Below are 14,666 nucleotides of genomic sequence, written 5' to 3' on the forward strand. Positions count from 1 at the left end.
TTTTATGTTGACGGTTTACGGAATTCCTAATTGCGATACGGTTAAAAAAACACGCACCTGGCTGGAAAAGCATCACATTGCATATACTTTTCATAATTACAAAACAGAGGGCATCAGCAACGACAAGATCAAGGACTGGTTTAAAACGCTTCCCTGGGATAAGGTGGTCAATAAGGCGAGCACAACCTGGAAAGCACTTTCAGATGAAGAAAAAGCGCTGATAACCGACGAAAAAGCCGCTGCCAAGCTGATGATTGCGCACACGTCGGTTATTAAAAGACCGCTGATCGAAGACGCATCGGGCAAGGCAGTGACTATTGGCTTTTCGGAGAAGGAATATGAAGAGAAATTCCTTTAATACTCCGGTTTTACGGTAACTACAACCGCTTTCAGTTTATTGGAGAATGTGGTGGCGAAGAGATAATATTTGCCACCATCTTTCAATTTCCATTTCTTTCTCAATTCTTCGCTTTTGGCCGGGAAGTTGCGGACTGTCAGATGCGCTTTATCGCCCTCAATATGCTGCATAATTTCGCGAATGTCCGGCTTGCAAACCGCAACCACTTCGAAAGCACGGCCCGGAAAATCGGTTATCAGCTTCTCCGACGTATATAACTGACTGTTAATGGACAATTTAGCGAGCGCATAAGCACTGCATATCGTTCGGAAAGCACCCGCTTTAAGGATCGCGGCATGCGGTTCATACAGATATTTCAATGGTCGCGAGTAATCCACGCCGGTCAACCGCTCGGATTCACGGGTCAGGTCCAACTGGCTGATCACCTTACCGGAACCGTTGATAATGCGCACTTTAATGTCAAATGTGTCGGATATCCAGTCTTTTTTAAGCACAAAAAGCAGTTCTTTACATTCCCCTTCGTAACCGATCACGTGCACTTCTTTGACATTAACAAGCGTTTTCGCAGCAAGGTCGATGTCCAGGAGCGGTGACGTTTTGAGCAAAATATTGGGTGAACTTTCAAATAAAATGGACAGATTTTCGACGATATCCGGTGTGCAATCGGAAAGCAGCACCACTTTTTCCTGTCTATCATTGCGTCTGGCGGGATCGGCATAGATCCAGTCGGCATAGCGTGGTTCCTTTTTAAGCGTTTCTATCGAGTCCAGCGCCTGCACTTCAATGTTGGTGACACCCAGTTGCTTAAAGTTGAACTCTGCCGTTTCGGCCACTTCGGGCTGCTGCTCAAAATATTGCACATGTTTAAAGTTCGTGTGCATATAATAGCAATCCACACCCATTCCGCCGGTAATATCAATCAGTTCATCGCCAGACATTAATGTTGCCTTATACCGTGCCGTAGCCTCGGAAGAACATTGTTCAACCGACAGGGCAGGCGGGAAGATGAGGTTGGGATTGGCGGACCAGTCAGGCAGTTTCTTCAAGGCCTTTTGCCTGGATTGAATTTGCGCCCCTAGTTTCCGGACATTAATGTCCTTGAAATGCTTGGCCCGTAACATGAGCTTGCTCACATCATCCCGCAAATGTTCCTGGATGAATTCGGTTTCTGCGTCGGTGAAAAACGTTTCAGCGGCAATGCGTTGTGATGTGATTTTATCCATGTGTATGTGATCGTTTATAATTTAACTTTTCGAAAATACGTCTTTTTGATCGTCTGTCACAGTTTTACGATGCTTTACGGTCAGCATTGCAGAATCTTGAAAAACCTGCTTATCAACATTGGACGGCTGGGCATTGATTATCAGCGTAATGCACATTCTGGGCTATTTTTTCTGCATTGTAATAAGTAGGACTAACCAAATGAAAATTATAAATTGTCCCCCTATATCCCTTAATCCTAAGTCTAACCTTTATTTATCATGAAAATTAAGACCTTTGAAGCGTATCAGGCTGCCTACAAACAAAGTGTAGACGATCCCGAAGGTTTCTGGGCAGAAGTGGCCCAACAGTTTCAATGGCGTAAACCATGGAAAAAAGTCCTGAGCTGGGACTTCAACGAAGCGAATATCAAGTGGTTTGAAGGCGGCGAGCTCAATATTACCGAAAATGCGCTGGACAGGCATCTTGCCGAGCGCGGCGATCAGCCTGCCATTATCTGGGAATCCAATGATCCCGAGGACAAATCCGTAACCATTACTTACCGCGTTTTATACGACCGCGTTTGCCGTTTTGCCAATGTCCTGAAAAAGCATGGCGTGCAAAAAGGGGACCGCGTTTGCATATATCTGCCCATGGTGCCCGAGCTCACCGTGGCCGTGCTGGCTTGCGCACGCATAGGAGCCATTCATTCGGTTGTTTTTGGTGGTTTTTCGGCCAAGTCCATCGCCGACCGCATCAATGATGCTGAATGCAATATGGTCATAACTTCCGACGGCGCATTCCGCGGCTCGAAAGTGATCCCGATGAAAGAAACGGTTGATGCCGCATTGGATCAATGCCATAGTGTAAAGCATGTGATCGTGATGACGCGCACGCGGACGCCGGTTTCCATGCTGAAAGGTCGGGATCTTTGGTGGGAAGAGGAAGTAAAACACGTGGATTCCGTGTGTCCCGCCGAGCCTATGGATGCCGAGGATACATTGTTTATCCTTTACACTTCGGGTTCAACGGGCAAGCCAAAAGGCGTGGTGCACACCTGCGGCGGTTATATGGTTTATGTGACCTATACTTTTGCCAATGTGTTCCAATATGAGCCGGGAGAAGTCCATTTCTGCACCGCTGACATTGGCTGGATCACAGGTCACAGCTACATTGTTTACGGTCCGCTTTGCTATGGAGCCACTTCGGTAATCTTCGAAGGCGTTCCGACTTATCCGGATGCAGGCCGTTTTTGGGAAATCGTTGCCAAACATAAGGTTAATATTCTTTATACTGCCCCGACGGCCATTCGTTCGCTGATGAGTTTTGGGTTGGATTTTGTCAAAAAACATGACCTTTCGTCGCTTACCAAACTGGGTTCAGTAGGAGAGCCAATCAACGAAGAGGCGTGGCATTGGTTTAAAACCAACATTGGCCATGACCATTGTCCTTTGGTGGACACCTGGTGGCAGACCGAAACAGGCGGTATTATGATTTCCCCGCTGGCCGGCATCACGCCTGAAAAGCCAACCTTTGCAACATTGCCATTACCCGGCATTCAGCCGGTGTTGGTGGACGAAAACGGCAAGGAACTGGAAGGGAATGGTGTCAGCGGTAACTTGTGCGTCAAATTTCCCTGGCCGGGCATTGTCCGGACCACATATGGTGATCATGAACGTGCGAAACAAACCTATTTCTCAGCCTATCCGGGCATGTATTTTACGGGAGACGGATGCTTGCGCGATGAAGATGGCTATTACCGCATTACCGGCCGCGTCGATGATGTATTGAATGTTTCGGGACATAGGATTGGCACAGCAGAAGTCGAAAATGCCATTAATATGCATTTGGGAGTGGTTGAATCGGCTGTTGTGGGTTATGCGCACGACATTAAGGGACAGGGGATTTACGCTTACGTGATCGCGGAAAATGAGCCTGATGATCCTGAAATGTTCCGAAAAGACATTGCAGCCACCGTTTCCCGGATCATCGGCCCGATCGCAAAACCCGATAAGGTTCAGTTCGTGACAGGATTGCCCAAGACGCGTTCAGGGAAGATCATGAGACGGATTTTGAGAAAGATTTCAGAAGGAGATATGAATAATTTAGGAGACACGTCCACATTGTTAGACCCGGCGGTTGTCGAGGATATCAAGAAAGGAGCGTTGTAAAATACAAATGCTGATAAAGAAAACGGGGAGCTCCAATTGTGCTCCCCGTTTTTATGCCTTAATGTTCTATATCAATGGTTTTTGGCAGTCATCGCTTTGTCCGTTGCGCAACCGCACCCTTTCGCACATCCGCCGGCATTACGCTTGTCAAATGCTTTCCAGACACGCCAGCCCATAAAACCGACTGCGGCAAGGAAAAGGATTAATATGATGATCTGTTGTCCCATGGTTTAGTAACAGCCGGTTTTTACCAATTGTTCCTGGCCGCAAGCTGAAATGCGTGCTGGTAATGATGTTCGCTGTGCCATGCGTAATTGGCGATGACTTCATCGAGGCGGAACACGCGGCCGGTTGCGGGATGCGTGTAAGTTCTTGCCAAATCATTTTCATCCAATGAATTAAGCAGCAGCACCCACCGCAAATGAACATAGCGAAGCAGCTGAATGGACAATTCAACCTGCGCCATTTTTGCATCCGGCAACTCAGCCCAAAGTTGTTCCTCGTAAGATTTTATCACCGGGTTATCCTCCGTCATTGCAAGCCTGCAACGCACATAAGCATTCATATGGCTGTCTGCCACATGGTGTACGAGCTGTCGCACTGTCCAGCCGTCGGGGCGGTAAGGCGTGTTGTATTTGTCATCGTCCCAGCCTCCTAAAAGGTTGATAAACTTAGATGGTAATGCGCTGATGATCTGAATGTTGGATTTAACTTCTGCGGGTGTATAAAGCTCCTGGTGCTGAAATTTTCCGATCGGGTATTTGAGTTGTTCGATGTCCATTCTTAATGATTGATATTTCGGTGGGGTTTACCTTTTTAGAAATTTTCCCGGATTACTTCAACTAGCTCCTTATGGCCGCCTGAGGCTGCAATGATGTCGCCTCCAAAGAGATAGTTGTCGCCGCCATTGAAGTCGGTTACCTTTCCGCCGGCTTCTTTGATCATGAGCACACCTGCCGCCATGTCCCAGGAATTGAGGTTATATTCGTAAAAACCGTCAAACCTGCCTGCTGCAACGTAAGCAAGGTCGACCGCTGCTGCGCCCATTCTCCGGATGCCGTGCGTTCTTTGCATAAGCAGTTCCAGAATGTACATATAGCGCTTCTGCTTCTCGAATTTATAATAAGGGAAACCCGTTGCGATGAGACTGTCGGCCAGCGATTCGACATTGGAAACCTTCATCGGCTTGCCATTGCACCAGGCACCGCCGCCTTGGCATGCGTAAAACATTTCGTTCAGGCTCGGCTCGTGGATCACACCAACCAGCAATTCCTTGCCTCTCGCTAACCCTACGCTGACGCAATAAACTGGGATTCCGTGGATGAAATTTGTCGTTCCATCGAGTGGGTCGATGATCCAGTTCAATGCGGTTGGGTCAGGTTCCTGGCCCGTTGTGCCTTCCTCCGTAATGAAGCTTGCTTCGGGAAGCAGTGCATTAAGCCCTGCCACCAGCAATTTTTCTGCTTCCTTATCGACGTAAGAAACCAGGTTGTTCAGGTCTTTATATTCAATTTTGTCGCGTGAAAATAATGCCGCTTCCTGCTGAATAAAGGATGAGGCCTTTCTTACAATTTCTATGGTTTGTTGCGTGAGCTGTTCGAGATCCATTACTATACTATCCTTTCTCAGGAATTTTAGAGAGTGAATTATTCATGTAGTAAACCCGGATGACCAATGTCAAAATGATCGGGATCACAACGAAATTATGTTTTAACAGATTACCTGTTGCGCAAAGTAAGAGAAATCCGTAAAATATCAACAAGAACGAGAACCACGATGGTTTCTTCTTTTTAGAAATCTGAAAAATCAACGGCATCCACAGTGGGAAAGCCCAAAGAATGTCATAATTCCATTTGGTATCATTGTGCTCGGTAGCGAACCATAGCAGGGCGAGCAGCCAGCCTGCGAGACCTACAACTGAGAAAAGTATTTTGTCCAAAAGAAAATTAAGCTTCTCCTTCCTGATCTGCCAGTAAGTAATGGCTAATGTGATCACAGCAAGGGCCCAGAAAACGTTCATAGGGGTGAAAATGCCGGTGTAATTGCGCGGTTCGGCTTTGAAATACTCATTGGTTGTCTTCACCAGCGGCATTAACCCGGAAGCCGTTTTTACTTTTGCATCGGTAAATGCAATGGCCAGATTATCAGGCAGGAAAGTGGCTTGCTCAGGCGTGGCAATCTCATCTGCAGGAGTTCCCAGGGCAAGGTCCATGCCGAAATCCGCCCAGGGATTCTGCTTGAATGCATAGCGGTCGATCCATTGCCTGAAACTCAGTTTTTCGTGCGTATAACCTTTATAAACCAGGCTGTCGCCGCAGGCTTCTTTTAAAGCAACGGCAAGTCGGCTCGCGCAATTGTCGTAGAAAAATTTGTAGGAATAAACCCTGTTTTGCGGCAGATAATTGTTTTCCAGGTAATTATAAAGTTTTTGTTTTTGCGGAATGCTCAGGTTTAAGACCTGCTCGGAAATAGACCGGTTTTCGGCGCGGTAATATTCCAGTTGCGGCCCCAGCGGATGCACCGAAATGCTGTACGGCAGATAGCCGCGCATGAAATTGATGTAAAAATTACCCTGGTCAAAACTGAATGTGCCGTAACTATAAGCATTATCAATGTTCAGAACGGGGTCATAAACCCATAGCACACTGTGTCCGAAACCGGAGTATAGTTCGTCGCCTGGGCCGAATGTAACAAGGCTAACCTTCGCTTCCGGACTTAATGTGGCAAATTGGGCGCTTGCGGTTGTTTTTGCCAGTAAAAAAATCGCTACAAATGCAATGAACCTGAAAATGCTAATCCTCATATTTATCTGATTTCTTTTTTTCTTCTGCTTTCCCTGCCAGGATGATTACGATTTCACCTTTGATGGTTTTCTCTGAAAAATAGGCGATGACTTCTTCCAGCGTCCCGCGAACATTCTCTTCATAAATTTTGGTCAGCTCCCGCGCAACGGAAACCTGCCTGTCGGCACCGAAGAACTCAACGAATTGCTGCAATGCTTTGATCAAGCGATGCGGCGACTCATAAAATATCATCGTCCGTTCTTCTGATGTGAGATTTTGCAGGCGCGTCTGACGGCCTTTTTTATGTGGTAAAAAACCTTCAAAAGTAAAGCGGTCGCTGGGCAGGCCGGAGTTGACCAAAGCGGGCACAAAAGCGGTGGGCCCGGGCAGACATTCGACTTGAATGCCCTGCTTAATGCATTCTCTAACGAGCAAAAAACCGGGATCGGACACAGCAGGTGTTCCGGCGTCGGAAACCAGCGCCATGCATTCACCTTTCAGGATCCGTTCCACCACCCGCGTCACCGTTTGGTGCTCATTATGAATATGGTAACTGTGCATGGGCTTGGAAATGCCCAGGTGTTTCAGCAGCGATCCTGATGTGCGGGTGTCTTCTGCCAGAACTACGTCCACACTTTTTAAAACATTGATGGCGCGAAGTGTAATATCTTCCAGGTTGCCGATGGGCGTGGGGACTATGTAAAGTTTCATTGAATGCAAATGGGCGGGCCACGCAGTTATTTTTTATTTTTTTCAAAAATTTCGTCGATCGCAGCTGCGAGCTTCTGGTCTTTCTCGGTAACAATGTTGCCTGCGTCGTGTGTGTTTAATTCAAATGTTACTTTGTTATAAGTGTTGGTCCAGAACGGATGATGGTCCATTTCGTCCACGGTTTCCGCGACGTCGGTCATGAAGGCAAATGCCTCTTTGAAATCCTTGAAAGTGAAGCTTTTTTTGAGTTTGTTATCCTCCTCTTTCCACATATCGTTTCGCGTTTATTTTATCAAAAACCTTTAAAACGGCATAATAAAACGAATATACGAGGTTTATGTATCTTTTTAAATTATTCGGTTAAATAGCCGAATCGGGTTTGATGGAGTATATTTGAACTTTGATCCGGTTCATATCCTTATTAAAGTATAACGGCCGGCAGCACATTGCAAATGGCGTGCGAAAGCAGCTCAGGCTGGACTTGTTAACATTTACATTTAACCGAAACTCCGCTCACAATCAGGAGTATTATTATGAAAGTAGAACTCGTTCGTGTTGATGATGCCTTTCATTTTGAAGGCAGTGGTTCCTCAGAAGTGAAAGTGCATACCGACGGCTCCCCGGAAATCGGCGGAAGCAACCAGGGCGTACGGCCTATGGAATTATTATTGATGGGACTGGCCAGCTGCAGCGCCATCGACGTAGTACTGATCCTCAAAAAGCAACGCCAGGATATCACCGATTTTCGCGTTATCGCCGACGGCGACCGCACACAGGAAGAAAACACGCAGCGCAAGCCATTTACCAAGATACATCTGACATTCAAATTTGCTGGCAATCAGTTGGATGAAAGCAAAATCAACCGTGCTATCAGCTTGTCGATGGAAAAATATTGCTCGGCAACAGCCCAGCTGGAAGCGCTTGCAACGATCACTTATGACATTGAGATCGCAACCGTTTAATTCAACATTACCTTCTTTTACAACGCATTAATTATATCGCAATGCAGCAATATCAGGATTTGTTACGCCATGTACTCAAACACGGAGTTCGTAAAACCGACCGAACCGGCACAGGAACGGTCAGTGTTTTTGGTTACCAAATGCGCTTCAACCTGAAAGACGGATTTCCTTTGGTTACCACCAAAAAAGTGCACACAAAATCGATCATTCACGAGCTTTTGTGGTTTCTGAAAGGCGATACCAACATTCAGTATCTGAAAGAAAACGGCGTCTCGATCTGGGACGAGTGGGCGGACGAAAATGGCGATCTGGGTCCGGTGTACGGCAAGCAGTGGAGGAGCTGGGAAGGGCCAGACGGCAAGACTGTGGACCAGTTGCAGGAGGTTTTGAAGCAATTGAAGAACTCGCCGGATTCGCGCCGGATCATGGTTTCGGCATGGAACCCGTCGCAGTTATCGGAAATGAAATTGCAGCCTTGTCACGCTTTGTTCCAGTTTTATGTGGCCCCGCCGGATGAGGATGCGGGAGAAACGCGTGGAAAATTGTCGTGTCAGCTATATCAGCGCAGCGCAGATGTTTTCCTGGGCGTGCCGTTTAACATTGCCAGTTATGCGTTGCTTACCATGATGATCGCGCAGGAATGTGACCTTGATCTGGGTGATTTTATCTGGACCGGCGGCGATACGCACATTTACCTGAACCACTTGGAGCAAGTAGGCTTGCAGCTGAGCCGCGAACCGCGTGCCCTTCCAAAAATGGTCATCAATCCGGATGTTAAAAGTGTTTTCGATTTCAAATTTGAAGATTTTGAATTGCAGGATTACAGTCCCTGGCCGGGTATCAAGGCCCCGGTTGCGGTTTAGCAATTTCGTGGGATGAGCATTCAGTATATCTTAGAGATCATTGGTACATTCGCTTTTGCTATTTCCGGCGCGCTGGCTGTGAAAGATCAGAAGCATCAGGACTGGTTCGGCGCAAGTTTCACGGCTTTTATTTCTTCTATCGGAGGAGGAACATTGCGGGATATTTTGTTGGATAGCTATCCGCTTGTTTGGATCAGTGATATTACCATCATTTATGCCATTATGGCCGGAATTTTGGTCACTTTTATTTTTTACAAATTCCTTTTAAGACTTCGCAAGACGCTTTTTCTGTTTGATACATTCGGGATTGCATTATTTACCATTGTAGGCACCGAGAAAGCATTGCATTTGGGCGTCCGGCCTGAAATCGCCGTTATTATGGGCGTCTTTACAGCCACTATGGGCGGCGTAATCCGGGATATGATGACCAACGAAATTCCCATCATTTATCGAAAAGAAGTGTATGCAACGGCTTGCCTTGCAGGCGCTTGCAGTTATTTGTTGCTGGATAGCATTGGGGCCGGGCGCAATGTTGCGTTCATTTCCGCCTCACTCGTCATCATAGCCATCCGCATTTTAGCGGTAAAGTACGGATGGAGCGTCCCGCGGTTTTTCCGCTGACAGGGGTTCCAGGGTGGCGTTACGAAAGTCATCACATGCCTCCGGCATTCAAATTCAACATTCGCATATCCATTGCTACCAATATTGCGTTGCTACCAATATTACATGCCTCCGGCATTTGTTACCAATATGCAAAAAAAGGGATGCGACGAAATCCGCCGCATCCCATATCATTTGAACATTCTCTGTTAACTCTTCTTTTTCTTGCCTTTCACAGCGGAAACAGCCTGCTTGGGCGCGGCGGATACTTTGGATTGGATTTGCTTGATTCCGTTTTCGATTTGTCCTTTGTAGAAACTTGTAAAAGCGACATCACTCGCAGCAGTTCCTAATGTCAATGCTTTCTGTGCAACCGGCAATGCTTCTGCATTCTTACCTAATTTGCTCAAAATCTGTGCTTTAAGCCATAGATTTGAGTAGGACTCTTTCAGGGCGATCGCCTTATCGGCCAGCGAAAGCGCCACTTGCAGATCCTTGCCTTTGGATAACAAGTAACCTGCTGTGCTTTGTAACGCCGCAACATCCTCCGGTTTTTCTGCAACTGCCTTATTGAGGCCAGCCATGGTGAGCGACTCCGTGTTTACAGCCAGGGGAACAGGCACATTAACGGACGACCAGGCAATGTTCAGGAAACCCGTGCTATCCGACGTAGGCTCGATGCTGATCTTGAAGTTTTCGGTAAATTCAGCCGACGTAGGAACGACCATGACTCTTGCCACGTCTTCGGCTTCTTTATAATCCTGCGTTCCGCCCTGGTTGAAGTTTTTATTCAGAATCACAGTCCAGGCAGCGCCGGATGGGATGGAGAACAATGCGTATTTCCCAGCGGGCACTTTTTTCCCTCCGAATGAAAAATCTGTTCCTGCTTCGAAGATGGTAGCCATGTTAGCGCCTGTGCGCCAGACCTGGTTATAGGGAGCCAATGCGGAGCTGTCGGCAAATACTTTTCTTCCTTTAAGGGCTGGACGCGAATATTTTACAGTGAAATCGGTTACTCCGATGCTTTGCATTACCGTAGCGGCCGGGCTGGCCTGTGGCGTGCGTTGACCGATGGCTGTTGCAGCTAATAATGCGGCAAGGGAAACCGATAATAAATACTTTTTCATTTCTTAATAAGGTGGTTTATTTCTTGAAGTATTAAACTTGTGGTGAAATTAGAATGAAAAAATCACATAGCCTACATGAAGCGAAATAGTTTGCTTACCCTCCTTGATGCACATACGCCGGAAGATGGAATTGAAAAAGATATGTATCAGGACACGATCGCATTTGTGAAAATGCATCCGGATTGTTTCGAACGATCGCTGGAAATCGGGCATGTTACGGCTTCGGGACTTGTACTTTCTACGGACGAGCAATCGGTGTTGCTCATGCATCATCAGAAACTGGGACGGTGGTTACAGCCCGGCGGACATTGTGATGGCGACTCTGACACAGAACGGGTTGCGCGTAAAGAAGTCTGGGAAGAAACAGGGATCCAACATTTGGATCTGTATAAAAGCGGAATTTTTGATGTCGATATTCATCTGATTCCCGAGCGAAAAGGCGTTCCTGCACATAACCATTATGACATCAGGTTTGCCTTTAAGGCTGCGCCCGGCCAGGAAATCGTTGTGAACGATGAATCGCTGGACGTGCAGTGGATCCCGTTGCAGGAGGTGCAAAAGCTGAACGATTCCGAATCCGTCGTGCGGATGATCCGGAAGATTACTGCTTGATGAATTTCAGTGCTTTTTCGTGATTATCCACACGTATCTTAATCAGATAAAGGCCTGCTGCCAATTGGTTTGCCGCAATGGGCTGTGTGCTGGTCAGTCTTGACTCTGAGACACTTAATGCCTTTCCATTTAATCCGTAAATACTAAGCGTAGCTTTTTTGCCGATCAAATGTGGCGGGATAGCAAGGCTTGCATTCTCCTGGACAGGGTTGGGTAACAGCACAATGGCTTTGAGCAGATCGTCCTCTGTACCAAGTGGCATAAATTCGTCCTGAATAACCTGTTCGGCCTTAACCGTGCTTGGAACACCGTAGCCTAGCAAGTTGTCAGGCGCGCTGGCCTGATGTCCCGATTTTTTGATTACATAAATAAGCTGCTGCGCGGTGAGATTAGGATAAGCCTGCCACAAAATAGTTGAAAAACCAGCGATCAAAGGCGACGAAAACGATGTTCCATTGCTGCTCGCCACATTTCCCGATGTATTACCGATCACCGAGCCGAGGCCCACGGCGGCAACATCTGGCTTTTGCTGGCCTACCGCATTTGGCCCAACTGAACTTAATGCCGCATAAGCCCGCTCGTAATTGGTCGCGCCGACGGTAAGTACGGAATCCACATCCGCGGGAGCAGTGACGTAGTGCCACGGCTTATTCCCCTCGTTACCGGCTGAACAGACCACCAGCATGCCCGTGCGGGTTGCATAGCGCGCGGCACGGCTTACAATCGTGGTTTTTCCATCCAGATCTTCGTAGGTGTAGTTGTATTCTGGTTTATTAAATTCCGCGTCGAATTGGCGGTAACCCAAGGAGGAATTGATCACGTCCGCGCCCACACTGTCTGCGCGTTCAGCTGCCATTAACCACGCAATTTCTTCATAAGGTGATTCCAGAAAGTCATTTTCTGTGCGATACAGGGCATAATTAGCTTTAAATGCAGCGCCTATCATAGTTCCAGGCTGATTCGCTGCCATGGTGGACATTACGTGCAAACCGTGCGATCCATCATTATAAACATTGCTTTCGCGACCCATGAAATCATAAGTGTCCGTGATCCTTTTTTCATCGCGCAGCGCTTTCAAAAAGCCGACCTGATCGGCATTCAAAAAGCCATTGTCGAGGATCGCGATCAGCATATTTTCTCCGTGGAAACCCTTGGTATGCAACTGGGGGACGTCCATTAATGCAAGCTGCGCATTCATATTTCCATAGTTGAGATCTTCCTCCGCTTCCAGTTTCCGGTTCAATGCGCTCACACGCTCTACATCGGGGGATTGTCCGTTAATGTTGGCAACGGGCAGGTTGAATTCAATGCTTTTGTAAAATGCCAGCTTTTTAATGTTCGCCAGCTGAGCAGCATTGGCTTCTACCACTGCGCCATTGAACCAGCGGGAAGTGAAAATGACCGACGCGCCCAGCTGTTTTATTGCAGCTATGTAAGTTTGATTCACAGGAAAATCACGCGTGGTAACCGGGATATTCTGTCGGGTCCTTCTTTCGATAGACCGGGCCGACAGAAACTCTGCCGGTTTATCTGCGGAGAATGTGGTGTTGGTTTTATCCTTAAAAAGAACAAAATAACGTGGGTTGCTTTGCGCGAAACAGAGGTTCAGGCAAAGGAATGAAGCAATGAGTGTGGTTTGTATAGTTCTTATCATGTTCCTAAAAGGTTAAACCGTCTTTTCACCAGGAATCTTTCTGCCACCCAGATGCGGACAATCGAGGAGCTCACGAATGCCGGAATAGGGGACAATGGTTTTCAGATAACCGTAATTGTCTGCCAAAGTAATTGTTTTATTGAGATCGCCCATTGAAATATCAATATCATTCATTCCAAACTGGCAAGGATGCTCATATCCCGTGGCGTGTGTGATTTCGATGATCTCCTTAGCCAGTGTGCTCATATAACTGTTGAAGCGCTCACTCTTTAATGTTGGATCAATGCCCGCTTCGAGCCATTTGTTATTGGTAGCGATGCCGGTAGGGCAGCGGTTGGTATGACAGGTTTGCGCCTGAATGCAGCCAATCGACATCATTGCCTCGCGTGCCACATTAATGATGTCCGCACCCATAGAAAAAGCCATCACTGCCTGAGCAGGAAGTCCCAGCTTGCCCGAAGCGATAAACGTAATCTTATCAGTAAGGTTTCTTTTTTGAAATATTTTATAAACAGTGCTGAAAGCAAAAACCAATGGCAACGAAACGTGATCGGCAAAAGAAGGCGGTGCTGCACCCGTTCCGCCTTCACCGCCGTCAATGGTTATAAAGTCTGGGCCTTTGCCCGTTTCTGCCATAATATCTGCCAATTCTTCCCACATATCCGTTTTTCCGACAGCCGATTTCAGCCCGACCGGCAGGCCCGTCGCATCAGCCATGGCCTCGATAAAATCCACCATTTCCTTCACATTCGAAAAAGCGCTGTGATAGGGTGGGGAAACCACGTCTTTACCGATGGGTACGCCGCGGATCTCGGCAATCTCTGCCGTGATTTTACTCGCAGGCAGCACGCCGCCTTTTCCCGGTTTTGCACCTTGTGAAAGTTTAAGCTCGATCAACCGGACGAATGGGTTCAGCTGCGTCATTTTTACGAGCTTTTCCATGACAAAATTACCTTCATCATCCCGGACACCAAAGTAGGAAGTGCCCATATTGAAAACCACATCCGCCCCAAACTTGTGGTAAGGAGACAGACCGCCTTCGCCGGTGTTATGGTAATTGCCGAATTGATACGAACCTTTATTCAATGACTCAATGGCCCGCGAGGAAAGCGAACCAAAGCTCATTGCGCTTACATTCACAATGGAACGTGGCCGGTAAGGGCGTTTCCGGTTATGGGATTGACCGATTACTTTGGCCGAAGGAATGGTATAATGATGCGGATCATTGCCATTTTTGATGTGATGGCTATGCGTAGTATCCAGCCGAAAAGGAAGCATGGCTGGTTTAATGAGCACATATCCAGGCTCTTGCATATTCTGGTCTGTGCCAAAACCCTGGTAATTATTTTCTTTTTTGGAAGAAGCGTAAATCCACGAACGCTGACGCCGGTTGAAGGGCAACTCTTCGCGGTTGTTGGCCACAATATACTGCCGCAACTCAGGGCCGATCGTTTCCAGCATGTAACGGAAATGCCCTACCAATGGAAAATTATGCTGGATCGTGTGCTTTCGCTGCAAAATGTCCCTGACGGCAATGATAACGGGAATCAGGATCAGGTATGCCCATATTGGGACAGCAGCAAAGAACGACGCAACGTTTTCCATGAATTGGTGGGTTTAGTGAA

General features: G+C 47.3%; 16 protein-coding genes. 6 read left to right on the forward strand and 10 right to left on the reverse strand.

The features are described from left to right. The first annotated feature begins 4 nt into the window (after positions 1-4). A complete protein-coding gene (locus G395_RS0115260; RefSeq protein ID WP_026630845.1) occupies positions 5-358 on the forward strand; it encodes an ArsC family reductase in 354 nt (117 codons plus the stop codon). Here the strand turns inward: G395_RS0115260 and G395_RS0115265 are convergent. Further along, entirely contained in the window at positions 355-1,581 is a 1,227-nt protein-coding gene (locus G395_RS0115265) for a THUMP-like domain-containing protein (protein WP_051350185.1), read from the reverse strand. The genes G395_RS0115260 and G395_RS0115265 overlap by 4 nt on opposite strands. 258 nt (positions 1,582-1,839) lie before the next feature. On the opposite strand from G395_RS0115265, the gene acs reads away from it, so the two are divergent. Further along, entirely contained in the window at positions 1,840-3,729 is a 1,890-nt protein-coding gene (acs, locus tag G395_RS0115275; RefSeq protein ID WP_026630847.1) for an acetate--CoA ligase, read from the forward strand. Positions 3,730-3,800: 71 nt separating this feature from the next. On the opposite strand, the gene G395_RS31715 is transcribed toward acs, so the two are convergent. From G395_RS31715 to G395_RS0115305, 6 genes are read right to left on the reverse strand one after another with little or no spacing between them, the layout of a single operon-like run. After that, the gene (locus G395_RS31715) at positions 3,801-3,956 is read right to left on the reverse strand and encodes a FeoB-associated Cys-rich membrane protein (protein WP_084439650.1); all 156 of its coding nucleotides are present in this window, start codon (positions 3,954-3,956) and stop codon (positions 3,801-3,803) included. Between the two features lie 20 nt (positions 3,957-3,976). Then, a complete protein-coding gene (locus tag G395_RS0115285; protein ID WP_026630848.1) occupies positions 3,977-4,510 on the reverse strand; it encodes a YfiT family bacillithiol transferase in 534 nt (177 codons plus the stop codon). 35 nt (positions 4,511-4,545) lie between these two features. Continuing rightward, positions 4,546-5,337, reverse strand: coding sequence for an inositol monophosphatase family protein (locus G395_RS0115290; protein ID WP_026630849.1), 792 nt, complete (start codon positions 5,335-5,337; stop codon positions 4,546-4,548). Positions 5,338-5,344: 7 nt separating this feature from the next. Then, a complete protein-coding gene (locus G395_RS29510) occupies positions 5,345-6,532 on the reverse strand; it encodes a lipoprotein N-acyltransferase Lnb domain-containing protein (RefSeq protein ID WP_051350186.1) in 1,188 nt (395 codons plus the stop codon). Continuing rightward, positions 6,522-7,223: a 16S rRNA (cytidine(1402)-2'-O)-methyltransferase gene (rsmI, locus tag G395_RS0115300; RefSeq protein WP_026630850.1), complete on the reverse strand. Its 702-nt coding sequence runs from the start codon at positions 7,221-7,223 to the stop codon at positions 6,522-6,524. Before rsmI ends, G395_RS29510 begins: the two co-directional genes overlap by 11 nt. 26 nt (positions 7,224-7,249) lie before the next feature. After that, positions 7,250-7,495, reverse strand: coding sequence for a 4a-hydroxytetrahydrobiopterin dehydratase (locus G395_RS0115305; RefSeq protein ID WP_026630851.1), 246 nt, complete (start codon positions 7,493-7,495; stop codon positions 7,250-7,252). A 261-nt stretch (positions 7,496-7,756) separates the two neighbouring features. Between G395_RS0115305 and G395_RS0115310 the strand changes: the two genes are divergently transcribed. From G395_RS0115310 to G395_RS0115320, 3 genes are read left to right on the forward strand one after another with little or no spacing between them, the layout of a single operon-like run. Further along, the gene (locus G395_RS0115310; protein WP_026630852.1) at positions 7,757-8,185 is read left to right on the forward strand and encodes an OsmC family protein; all 429 of its coding nucleotides are present in this window, start codon (positions 7,757-7,759) and stop codon (positions 8,183-8,185) included. 41 nt (positions 8,186-8,226) lie between these two features. Further along, positions 8,227-9,048: a thymidylate synthase gene (locus G395_RS0115315; RefSeq protein WP_026630853.1), complete on the forward strand. Its 822-nt coding sequence runs from the start codon at positions 8,227-8,229 to the stop codon at positions 9,046-9,048. Positions 9,049-9,060: 12 nt separating this feature from the next. Continuing rightward, on the forward strand, positions 9,061-9,669 hold the full coding sequence (locus G395_RS0115320) for a trimeric intracellular cation channel family protein (protein WP_026630854.1): 609 nt from the start codon (positions 9,061-9,063) through the stop codon (positions 9,667-9,669). A gap of 188 nt (positions 9,670-9,857) precedes the next feature. On the opposite strand, the gene G395_RS0115330 is transcribed toward G395_RS0115320, so the two are convergent. Beyond that, a complete protein-coding gene (locus G395_RS0115330) occupies positions 9,858-10,775 on the reverse strand; it encodes a DUF2911 domain-containing protein (protein ID WP_026630855.1) in 918 nt (305 codons plus the stop codon). Positions 10,776-10,850: 75 nt separating this feature from the next. Here G395_RS0115330 and G395_RS0115335 point away from each other — a divergent pair, with 75 nt between their 5' ends. Beyond that, a complete protein-coding gene (locus G395_RS0115335) occupies positions 10,851-11,387 on the forward strand; it encodes an NUDIX hydrolase (RefSeq protein WP_026630856.1) in 537 nt (178 codons plus the stop codon). Here the strand turns inward: G395_RS0115335 and G395_RS0115340 are convergent. Together G395_RS0115340 and G395_RS0115345 are read right to left on the reverse strand one after the other, a co-directional pair. Next, positions 11,377-13,041 (reverse strand): S8 family peptidase, encoded by a 1,665-nt coding sequence (locus G395_RS0115340; protein WP_026630857.1) that lies wholly within the window; start codon positions 13,039-13,041, stop codon positions 11,377-11,379. The two genes, G395_RS0115335 and G395_RS0115340, sit on opposite strands and share 11 nt — an antisense overlap. A gap of 12 nt (positions 13,042-13,053) precedes the next feature. Further along, positions 13,054-14,646, reverse strand: a complete 1,593-nt coding sequence (locus tag G395_RS0115345) for an FMN-binding glutamate synthase family protein (RefSeq protein ID WP_026630858.1) — start codon at positions 14,644-14,646, stop codon at positions 13,054-13,056. Between the last annotated feature and the right edge of the window lie 20 nt (positions 14,647-14,666).

The organism is Dyadobacter alkalitolerans DSM 23607, from assembly GCF_000428845.1.
Lineage (GTDB): Bacteria > Bacteroidota > Bacteroidia > Cytophagales > Spirosomataceae > Dyadobacter > Dyadobacter alkalitolerans.